This window comes from Streptomyces sp. NPDC000075 (assembly GCF_040301925.1).
GTDB classification, from domain to species: domain Bacteria; phylum Actinomycetota; class Actinomycetes; order Streptomycetales; family Streptomycetaceae; genus Streptomyces; species Streptomyces polychromogenes.
Genome location: NZ_JBEPFL010000071.1, coordinates 1 through 11,235, shown reverse-complemented (window position 1 = coordinate 11,235; position 11,235 = coordinate 1). Strand labels below are relative to the sequence as shown.

Annotated in this window: 3 protein-coding genes and 1 pseudogene; all 4 read right to left on the bottom strand. The window is 73.7% G+C overall.

The features are described 5' to 3' along the window. Positions 1-270: 270 nt before the first annotated feature. Positions 271-1,707: an MFS transporter gene (locus tag ABT403_RS38735; protein ID WP_344169933.1), complete on the bottom strand. Its 1,437-nt coding sequence runs from the start codon at positions 1,705-1,707 to the stop codon at positions 271-273. Beyond that, positions 1,704-2,495: a thioesterase II family protein gene (locus ABT403_RS38730; protein ID WP_344169930.1), complete on the bottom strand. Its 792-nt coding sequence runs from the start codon at positions 2,493-2,495 to the stop codon at positions 1,704-1,706. Before ABT403_RS38730 ends, ABT403_RS38735 begins: the two co-directional genes overlap by 4 nt. A gap of 94 nt (positions 2,496-2,589) precedes the next feature. Next, positions 2,590-7,410: pseudogene (locus tag ABT403_RS38725) on the bottom strand (acyltransferase domain-containing protein); the annotation flags it as partial. Continuing rightward, positions 7,407-11,235: type I polyketide synthase (locus ABT403_RS38720; protein ID WP_351650936.1), on the bottom strand; the 3,829-nt coding region annotated here is incomplete at its 5' end. The gene ABT403_RS38720 and the pseudogene ABT403_RS38725, both read right to left, overlap by 4 nt.

Genomic DNA, 11,235 nt, shown 5'->3' with positions numbered 1-11,235 from the left:
GCGGTCAGCTTGCCCTTCGCGTGCTGCGCCTCGGTCGCCCGGTCGCTGGGGCCGCGCCGGGCCTCCTCGCGCAGGGAGTGCAGCTCGGCCACGCGGCCACGTGTGCCGGCTCCGGCCCGGTCGTCATCCCCGTACATGTTCCACCCGTTCTTGAACGTATCGCCTTGGTCGTACCGGAACCCGCGGTGAGGGGAGGGGCGCCGGCGGCCCGTGTGCCAGGACGCGTCACGGGCCACCGGCCCCCTCCCGCTCAGCCGCGGTGGTCCTTCGTCACTCCGCCACGGCGGCGGTGTCCTGCTTCACCTGCGGCTGCGGCTGCGGCTGCGCCGCCGGAGCCTGCTTCGGGCGCGGGATGGCCAGGGCGATCAGCGCGCCCACGACGAGGACGGCGGCCCCGACCCACAGGCCGGGGGTCATGCCGTCGGTGAAGCTCTGCGGGGTGTCGTAGGCACCGTAGGTCGAGAAGACGCTGGTGCTCACGGCGATGCCGAGGGCGCCGCCGAGCTCACGCACGGTCGTGTTGGCGCCCGAGGCCTTGCCCGCCATCTGCGGGGGGACCGAGCTCATGACGACCATGGCGGTGGGCGCGAAGACGAGGCCCATGCCCGCGCCGGCCAGGATGAACGGGCCGACGTACTCCCAGTCGGCGGCGTCGACGCCGGCCACCGCGGCGAACCAGGCCAGACCGATGCCGGAGACGAACAGACCGGCAGACATCAGCCGCCCGCTGCCCACCCGGGGGGCGAACTTGCCCGCGAAGGGGGCGACGAGCATGGGCATGATCGCCCACGGCAGGGTCCACAGGCCGGCCTCGAACGCGGAGTGGCCCCGGGCCACCTGGAGGTACTGGGCGATCAGGAAGATCGGACCGAACAGGCCGAAGAACACGGCGAGCGACACGACGTTGGCGAGGGAGAACGCCTTGATCTTGTAGATGCTCAGCGGCAGCATCGGCGAGGAGGCCTTGCGCTCCCACAGCAGGAACGCGACGAGCAGCACCACGGCGGCGGCGAAGGCGGCCACGACGGTGGACGAGGTCCAGCCCTCCTCGCCGCCCTTGACGATGGCCCAGATGAGGCTCAGCACACCGGCGCCGGCCAGGAGCAGGCCCGGGATGTCGAGCTTGGCGGCCGCTCCGCGGCTGTCGTCGAGCACCTTCAGCACCAGCGGGATGGCGATCAGGCCGACCGGGATGTTGACCAGGAAGATCCAGTGCCAGTGGATGGCGGTGGTGATGCCGCCGCCGACGAGCGGGGCGAGTGCCACGGCCAGGCTGCTGATGGCGCTCCACAGGCCGATGGCGACGCCGCGCTTCTCCGGCGGGACCGAGACCGTCAGGATGGTCAGCGAGAGCGGCAGCACGGCCGCGGCGGTGATGCCCTGAAGGGTGCGGAAGAGGATCAGGGCCTCGATGGAATCGGACAGACCGCAGCCCAGCGAGGCGAGGGTGAACGCGGTGATGCCGATGGCGAACACCTTGCGCCGGCCGTAACGGTCGCCGAGCCCGGCGGCGGTCAGCAGGAAGCCCGCGAAGCCGAGGACGTAGGCGTTGGTGACCCACTGGAGGTTCTCCACCGTCGAGCCGAGGTCCCGGCGGATGGAGGCGAGGGCGTTGGTGACGACCAGGTTGTCCAGCGCCACCATGAACATGGGGAGTGAGACGGCGAGGACGGTCAGCCCGAACGACGGGCGGGGACGGGATGTCAACGGAAGCTCCGTATGTCGGTTTCAGAGGTGAACGAGCGGATGTCGTCGGTGAGGGCCGCGGCCACCTGCGGGCGGTGCGACTCGGTGAAGAAGTGGCCGCCGGGGAAACCGCGCAGGCCGAAGCCCGCCGCGGTGGTCTCCTGCCAGCGCAGCGCACCCTCCTGGGTGGTCTGCGTGTCCTCGGTGCCGATCAGCACGCTGACCGGGCAGTCCAGCCGAGGCGCGTCGGGGCGGGCCCGGTAGGTCTCCAGCGCCTCGTAGTCCCCGCGCACGGCGGGCAGGATCATGGCCCGCACGTCGGGGTCGGCGAGCAGCTCGGGAGCCGTGCCGTTGAGCTTGCGGATCTCCTCGATGACGCCGTCGTCGTCGCGCCGGTGCACACCGTCGGTGCGCGGGACCCCGGGGGCCTGGGCCCCGGAGACGACGAGTCCCACCGGGGCGGCGGCGGGGTACCGGTCCTGCAGGCGCAGGGCGGTCTCGTAGGCCACGAGGGCGCCCATGCTGTGTCCGTAGAGCACCAGGGGCCGGCCGGTCTCCGCGGCGAGCACCACGGAGACGGCGTCGGCGAGGGCGCCGAGGCGGGTGGCGGGTGCCTCGGTGTGCCGGTCCTGCCGGCCCGGGTACTGGACCGCCCTGACCGCCGTGTGGGCGGACAGGTCCGCGGACAGCGGGCGGAAGGCGGTGGCCGATCCGCCGGCGTGGGGGAAGCAGACGAGCAGCGGCCCGTCGTCCGGGCCTGGATGGTATTGCCGCAGCCACAGCTCGCGCTGGGCCGTTACCGCTTGCATAGGGAACTGTTCTCTTTCTTGTGGGGGAGGGTGAGGGGTCGGAGGGTGAGGGGTCAGAGGGTCAGACGGTGAGCCCGCGCACCCAGGCCTCGACCGAGTCGGCCGTGGTGCGGGCGTGTTCGTCGAGCATGGTGAAGTGGTCGCCGGGTACTTCGACCCGCTCCCCGGCGAACTCCCAGCCCGGGCGGCCGCCTTCCGGCGCCGACTCGTCGGCCGGGACGCCGGGTACGGCGTCCGCCGCGCGGAGCAGCACGGTGGGGGTGCGGAGCGCGGTGGGCCGCCAGTCGGCGTGGATGCCGATGTAGGAGCCCATCGCGGTGAGCTTCGGATCGTCCAGCGGCACGAACAGGTCGGCCGTGGCGGCCATCTGGGAGGTCATCAGCGGCAGGCTGTAGTGGTCGGCGGTACGGGAGTAGGTGTCGAGCAGGATCACGCCGGCGGCGGGACTGCCGAGCTCCTCCAGGCGCTCGGCCACCCGGTGCGCGATCCAGCCGCCGGACGAACGGCCGAGCAGCACCACGGGCCGCCCGCCGGCATCCTCCAGGACGGCCTCGGCGTGGGTGGCGGCGAGCACGTCGCGGTCGGCCGGAAGCGGTTCGCCGTCGACGAAGCCGGGGTGCGGCAGGACCGTCACGTCGCGTACGCCCTGGAAGGCGGAGGCGAACTTCAGGTACTCGTGCGGGCCCGAGATGGCGCCGAGCGAGGGGAAGCAGAAGATCGCCGGCCCCTGGTCGCCCCGCGCGAAGCGCACCGGAGCGGGCAGCCGGTCCGCGTCCTCGCGCCGCCGGAAGGAGGGCGCGAGCCGGGCGGCGGCCACCAGCATCTGGACGGCCTCGGAGGGCCTGCCCTGCTCGCAGCCGTGCAGGAACAGCGTGGTGAGCGTGCCGGCGGCCCCCGCCGTCGCGCCGCCGGCGGGGTCGGCGGCGATCCCCTCGGCGAGGTGACGCGCCAGCAGGGCGGCCGTGGGGTGGTCGAACACCAGGGTGACGGGGAGCTGGAGCCCGGTCTCCTCCACGAGCCGGCTGCGCAGCTGGGTGGCGGTGATCGACTCGATGCCCAGCTCGATGAACGACCGCTCGGGGTCGACGGCGTCGGCCGAGGCGTGCCCCAGGGCGGAGGCGACGGTGCCCTGGATGAACCGGCACAGCTCGGCCTCCGCGTCCGTCGGGGACAGCGACGCGATCCGCGCGCGCAGCCCGCCGGCTGCCGCCGGCGCGGTCGCGGCGGCGCGCCGCGGCCCGGTGGGCGGCAGTACGGGCGCGGCGACGGGCTCGCCGTCCGGGAGCTCGGACGGGTACGCCTCGGGTGCCGCCTCCGTCAGGCGCAGGGCGCCGACGGTGAGGACCGGGCCGCCCGCCGCGTCCACGGCGGTCAGCGCGACGGTGTCCGCGCCGGTGCGGGTGATCCGGGTCCGCAGCACGACGGGTTCCGTGGCGTGCACCGCCACGTCGGCCCAGCGGTCGGTGCGCAGGACCGGTCCCCGCTCTCCCGCCGAGTCCGGCGCGGTGCCGGCGAGCAGGGGGTGCAGTGCGGCGTCGAGCAGGGCCGGGTGCACGGTGAAGCCGGCCTCCGACTGCCCCTGCGGCAGAACGGTTTCGGCGAAGTAGTCGCCGTCCGCCTCCCACGCCTCGGTGACCAGCCCGAACGCGGCGCCGTGGGCCAGGCCCCGGGCGCGCAGGGCCTCGTACAGCTCGTCGACGGGCAGCTCCCGCGCGTTCTGCGGGGGCCAGGTCTCCAGGCCGGTGGCGGCCGGGGCGGCGGGCTCGCCGGAGGCGAGTGCGCCGCGCGCGTGCAGGGTCCACTCCTCGGTGTCCGGGGCGTCCTGGGCGCGCGCGTGCAGGGTGAAGGAGCGGACGCCGTCGGCCTCCGGCTCCAGGAGCAGGCGCAGCTGGAGGGCGCCCTGTCCGGGCAGGAGCAGCGGGGCGGTCGTCTCCAGTGCGGTCAGGCGCGGGCAGCCCGCCCGCGCGCCGGCGCTCAGGGCGAGGTCGGTCAGGGCCGACTCGGGCAGCGCGTGCGCTCCGTGCAGGGTGCGGTCGGCCAGCCAGGGGTGGCTGCGCAGGGAGAGCCGGCCCGTGAACAGGAGCTGCCCGGTGCCGGGCAGCGCGGTGGCGGCCGCGGCCAGCGGGTGGCCCACGGCCGTCAGGCCCGCGGCGGTGACGTCGCCGCTGCCGCCGCCCTCCAGCCAGAAGTGGCTGCGCTGGAAGGCGTACGTCGGCAGCGGGACCCGGCTCGGCCGGTGGCCCTCGGTGGCCTGCGCCCAGTCGACCGCTCCGCCGCGCACGTACAGCTGGGCGACGGAGGCGAGGAAGCGCTCGGGGCCGCCCTGGTCGCGCCGGAGCGACTCGACGACGGCCGGCGCGCGGCCGGCGGCGGCCGCGGCCTCGAAGGTCTCCTGGAGTCCGGTGGCGAGCACCGGGTGCGGGCTCACCTCGACGAACAGCCGGTGTCCGTCGGCGAGCAGCCCCCGGACGGCCTCCTCGAACCGCACGGTGCGGCGCAGGTTCCGGTACCAGTAGGCGGCGTCGAAGACGGCGGTGTCCTCGGTCTCCCCGTCGACGGACGTACGGAACGGGGTGTGGGCGGGGCGGGGACGGACGGGGGCGAGGAGCTCGGCCAGGCGTTCCTCGATCGCCTCCACATGAGCCGAGTGGGAGGCGTAGTCCACCGGAATCCGGCGCGCCCGCACCTCCTGCGCCTCACACACCGCCAGCAACTCCTCAAGCTGATCCGCAGACCCCGAAACCACCGTGGAACGCGGACCGTTGACGGTCGCCACCCACAAGTCGTCCCACGCCCCGATCCGCTCCTCCGCCTCAGCCACCGGCAGCGGAACCGACACCATCCCACCGCGCCCCGCGATCTCCAGCAGCGCACGACTACGCAACGCCACCACCAGCGCACCGTCCTCAAGGGACAACGCACCCGCCACACACGCCGCCGCGATCTCACCCTGCGAATGACCCACCACCGCGGCCGGCTCCACACCGAACGAACGCCACAACGCCGCCAGGGACACCATCACCGCCCACAGCACCGGCTGCACCACATCGACCCGGTCAAAACCCGGAGCACCCTCCACACCCCGCAGCACACCGGTCAACGACCAGTCCACGAACGGAGCCAGAGCCTCCTCACACGCCTCCACCGCCTCACGGAACACCGGCGAGGTCTCCAGCAGACCCACCGCCATCCCCACCCACTGCGAACCCTGCCCCGGGAACACGAACACGGGCTTGAGGGCGGCCCCGGCGGCGACGCCCCGGACGGTGCCGGGCGAGGTCTCGCCGAGGGCGAGCTCCTTGAGCCGGAGGAGGAACTCCTCCCGGTCGGCGGCGATCAGCACGGCCCGGTGCTCCAGGTGGGCGCGTCCGACGGCCAGGGAGTGGGCGATGTCGGCGGGGCGCTGGTCCGGGAAACGCTCCAGGTGGGTGAGGAGCCGTTCGGCCTGGCCGCGCAGGGCGGCGTCGGTGCGGCCGGACAGGGTCCACGGGAGCGGGGTGTCCGGGGTGGCCCCGGCCGGGCCGTCGGCGGGTGCCTCGGGATCGTCGGCGGGTGCCTGTTCCAGTACGACGTGGGCGTTGGTGCCGCTCATGCCGAAGGAGGAGACGCCGGCGCGGCGCGGGTGCCCGAGCTCGGGCCACTCACGCGCCTCGGTGAGCAGCTCGACGGAGCCGGCGGACCAGTCGATGTGCGGGGAGGGGGCGTCGATGTGCAGCGACTTGGGCAGGGTGGCGTGCCGCATCGCCTGGACCATCTTGATGACGCCGCCGGCTCCCGCGGCGGCCATGGTGTGGCCGATGTTGGACTTCAGGGAGCCCAGGTACAGCGGCCGGTCCTCCGCACGGCCCTGCCCGTAGGTCGCCAGCAGCGCCTGCGCCTCGATCGGGTCACCGAGCTTGGTACCCGTCCCGTGCGCCTCGACGGCGTCCACGTCGGCGCCGCTCAGGTTCGCGTCGGCGAGCGCGGCCCGGATCACCCGCTGCTGGGCCTTGCCGCTGGGGGCGGTCAGGCCGTTGGTGGCTCCGTCCTGGTTGACGGCCGTGCCGCGGATGACGGCGAGCACCTGGTGGCCGTTGCGGCGGGCGTCGGAGAGCTTCTCGACGAGGAGGGTGGTGACGCCCTCGCCCCAGCCGGTGCCGTCGGCGGCCGCGGCGAAGGACTTGGAACGGCCGTCACCGGAGAGCGCGCCCTGCTTGCTGAACTCCACGAACGCGCCGGGCGTCGACATGATCGTCACGCCTCCGGCCAGCGCCATGGAGCACTCGCCGCGGCGCAGCGCCTGCACGGCGAGGTGGATGGCGACCAGCGAGGAGGAGCAGGCGGTGTCCAGGGTGACGGCCGGGCCCTCCAGGCCCATGAAGTACGCCACGCGTCCGGAGGCGACGCTGCCGGAGACGCCGGTGGAGAGGTATCCCCCGACGCCTTCGGGGAGTTCGGTCACATCGGACGCGTACCCGTGCTGGTTGACGCCCGTGAACACGCCGACGGAGGTGCCCCGTACCGAGGTCGGGTCGATGCCGGCGTGTTCGAAGGCCTCCCAGGAGGTCTCCAGGAGCAGCCGCTGCTGGGAGTCCATCGCGAGGGCCTCGCGGGGCGAGATCCCGAAGAAGTCGGCGTCGAACTCCGGTGCGTCGTAGAGGAATCCGCCCTGGTGGGTGGCCGATTCGCCGTCCTCCAGCTGCCAGCCGCGGTTCACGGGGAAGTCGCCGATGGCGTCCCGCTCGTCCAGGACGAGCTGCCACAGCTCGTCGGGGGAGGTCACCCCGCCGGGCAGCCGGCAGCTCATGCCGACGACGGCGATGGGCTCGCGGGCGCGGTCCTCGACCTCGCGCAGCCGCCGCTTGGTGTCCCGCAGCTCGGTGGTGGCCCGCTTCAGGTAGTCGAGCAGCTTCTCGTCATTGGTCGCGGCAGTCACGGCATCTCCAGTTCCACGTCGAGCAGTTCGAAGAGTTCTTCGGCCGAGGCCGCGGACAGGTCGGCGGCGGACGTGTCCTCGCTCCCGGTGGCGGCCTTGTCGTTCCAGGCCGTCAGCAGCGCCCGCAGGCGCTCGCCGACCTCTTCCCGTTCCTCCGCGCCGTCGGGCGCGGAGGAGGTGATCAGCTTCTCCAGCCGGTCGAGCTCCGTGCGGAGCGAGACCGGCGCCGCGGGCCCGGCCGCCGCGGCTTCCTCCGCCACCTCTTCCCGGAGCCTGGCGATCAGGTCCAGCGGGGTGGGGCAGTCGAACATCAGCGTCGGCGGGAGCCCCAGGCCGGTGGCCTCGACGAGCCGGTTGCGCAGTTCGATGGCGGTCAGCGAGTCGATCCCGAGGTCCTTGAAGCTCGCCGCGAGATCGACCTCGTCGGCCGAGTCGTGGCCGAAGACCCGGGCCGCGGTGGTGCGTACGACGTCGGTCAGCTCGCGCTCCAGTGCGGCCGGCGCGAGCCCGAAGAGCACCGCCGGATCGGCGGCCGGCGGCGTCTGCGACTCCTCCTCCCCCAGCCCGGGGAGCTCCGGGAGGGCGGCGGGCCCGCCGGCCTCCGCCGTGGCCGGACGGGGCACGTCCAGCCAGTAGCGGCGGTTCTGGAAGGCGTACGTCGGCAGGTCGACCCGGCGCGCCCCGGATTCCTCGTCCAGGGGGATGCCCTTGGTGAGGAGGCCGCTGACGGCATCGGTCAGGGTCCGGGTCTCGGGCCGGTTGCGCCGCAGGACCGGTACGAGGAAGACGTCGTCGCCCACGCTCGCCTTGGCCATGGCGGTGAGGGTGGCGTCGGGGCCGACCTCGACGAACCGGGAGACGTCCTGCGCCCGCAGGGCATGTATCGCGTCCGCGAAGCGCACCGGCCGGCGCACGTGCCGCGTCCAGTAGTCGACGGAGGCGAACTCCTCCGCCGTGACGGGGCCGCCCGTCACCGTCGACACGACCGCCAGGGACGGACGGCCGAACTCGAGGCCTTCGACGACCTGCCGGAACTCCTCCAGCATCGGGTCCATGAGCGGCGAGTGGAAGGCGTGGCTCACCGTCAGACGGCGGGTCTTGACCCCCCGCTCGGCCAGCACGGCGACGATCTCGTCGACGACCGTGCCCGCACCGGACAGCACCACGGACTCCGGGCCGTTGACCGCGCCCAGACCCACCAGGTCCGCCCGGCCCTCCAGCAGCGGCAGCACGTCCTCCTCGGAGGCGGCCACCGCCACCATCACGCCGCCCTCCGGCAGCGCCTGCATCAGCCGGCCGCGCGCCACCACCAGCCGTGCGGCGTGCTCCAGCGAGAACACCCCGGCCACGTGAGCGGCCGCGATCTCGCCGATCGAATGCCCGGCCACCACGTCCGGCCGGACACCCCACGACTCCAGCAGCCGGAACAGCGCCACCTCGACCGCGAAGACCGCGGGCTGGGTGAACTCCGTACGGTCCAGCGTTCCGTCCCCGGATTCGTCCTCTCCGAAGACCAGCGGCTTCAGACCACGCCCCAGCAGCGGGTCCACCGCATCGCAGACCGCGTCGAAGGCCGAGGCGAACACCGGGAATCCGTCATACAGCTCCGCACCCATGCCCACGCGCTGGCTGCCCTGTCCGGTGAACAGGAACGCCAGCCGTCCGCCGTCCGCGTTCCCGGGCTGCGCCGGCGCGAAGGCCGGTCCGCCCGCCGCGAGGGCGGCGAGACCGGTGCGGAAATCCTCCTGTCGGCGGCCGAGGAGCAGCGCCCGGTGCTCGAAGGAGGAGCGGGTGGTGACCAGGGAGTGCGCGATGTCCCGGACGTCGGTCCCGGGGTGGAGGTCCAGGTATCCGAGGAGCCGTTCGGCCTGGCCGCGCAGGGCGGCCGGGGACTTGGCCGACAGGGTCCAGGGGACGAGGGTGTCGTTCGGGGCGCGCTCCGGACGGTCGTCCGCGGCTTCCTCCGGGGCCTGTTCCAGGATGACGTGGGCGTTGGTGCCGCTGATGCCGAAGGAGGACACGCCGGCGCGGCGCGGCCGTCCGGTCTCGGGCCAGGCGCGGGCCTCGGTCAGCAGCTCGACGGCTCCCGCCGCCCAGTCGATGTGCGAGGAGGGCTCGCTCACGTGCAGGGTCTTGGGCAGCACCCCCTGCCGCATGGCCTGGACCATCTTGATGATGCCGCCGACGCCTGCGGCGGCCTGCGTGTGGCCGATGTTGGACTTCAGCGATCCCAGGTACAGCGGCCGGTCCTCCGCACGGCCCTGGCCGTACGTCGCGAGCACCGCCTGCGCCTCGATCGGGTCGCCGAGCCGGGTGCCCGTGCCGTGGGCCTCGACGGCGTCCACGTCGGCCGTCCCCAGACCGGCATCGGCCAGCGCGGCACGGATCACCCGCTGCTGGGACGGACCGTTCGGCGCGGTCAGGCCGTTGCTCGCGCCGTCCTGGTTGACGGCCGTACCACGGATCACGGCGAGCACGCGGTGGCCGTTGCGGCGGGCGTCGGAGAGCTTCTCCACGAGGAGCATGCCGACGCCCTCGCCCCAGCCGGTGCCGTCCGCGTCGTCCGAGAAGGACTTGCAGCGGCCGTCCGCGGCGAGACCGCGCTGACGGCTGAAGTCGATCAGGGCGGTCGGGGAGGCCATGACGGTGACACCGCCCGCGAGGGCGAGGGTGCACTCGCCCCGGCGCAGCGCCTGCACGGCCAGGTGCAGGGTGACCAGGGACGAGGAGCAGGCGGTGTCGACCGTCATCGCGGGACCTTCGAGGCCGAAGGTGTACGAGATGCGGCCGGAGGCCACGCTGCCGGAGGCGCCGGTGCCCCGGAAGCCCTCCAGCTCCTCGGGGATCGAGGGCAGCCTGCTGAGGTAGTCCCGGTACATCAGGCCGACGAACACACCGGTGCGCGAGCCCCGTACGGACAGCGGGTCGATGCCCGCGCGTTCGAGGGCCTCCCAGGAGGTCTGGAGCAGGAGCCGCTGCTGCGGGTCCATGACCAGGGCCTCACGGGGCGAGATGCCGAAGAAGGCGGGGTCGAACTCGGCGGCGGAGGGCAGGAAGCCGCCCTCGCGGGCGTACGAGGTGCCCCGGTGCTCCGGGTCCGGGTGGTAGAGGTTCTCGACGTCCCAGCCCCGGTCCTCCGGGAAGCCGGTGATGCCGTCCCCGCCGGTCTCGACGAGCCGCCACAGGTCCTCGGGGGTCTCGACGCCGCCGGGGTAGCGGCAGCTCATGCCCACGATGACGATCGGGTCCTCGTCCTCGTCGGCGCCCGTGGGCCGTGCCGCGACCGGAGCGGACGGCTCCGCACCGGCGCCGTCGCCGAGGAGTTCGCCGAGCAGGTACGCGGCGAGCGCGCCCGGGTTGGGGTGGTCGAACACCAGGGTCGAGGGCAGCCGCAGACCCGTGACGGTGTTGAGGGTGTTGCGCAGTTCGGTGGCGCTGAGGGAGTCGAAGCCGAGGTCGCGGAAGGCGCGTCCGGCGTCGAGCGACCCGGGGTCGCCGTGGCCGAGGACGGTGGCCACGTGTGTGCGGACGAGGTCGAGGAGGGCCGGGATCCGGTCCTCGGACGGCAGGGTCAGCAGCCGTTCCCGAAGTCCCGTGCCGCCGGTCCCGCCCGCTCCGGAGGCGGCCGCCGCACGGACGGAGCCACGGCGGACGGGGGTGTGGACGAGTCCGCGCAGCAGCGCCGGGAGTTCGCGGCCCCGCTCCTGGAGGGCCTTGAGGTCCAGCGGGACCGGAACCAGTCCCGCGCTCCCCTGCGACAGGGCGGTGTCGAAGAGGGCCAGACCCTGCTCCGGGGCGATCGGGATGAACCCGGTACGGACGATG

Excerpts from the sequence above, each read along its gene's own strand:
- ABT403_RS38730 (WP_344169930.1), bottom strand. The coding sequence starts at position 2,495 with ATGCAAGCGGTAACGGCCCAGCGCGAGCTGTGGCTGCGGCAATACCAT.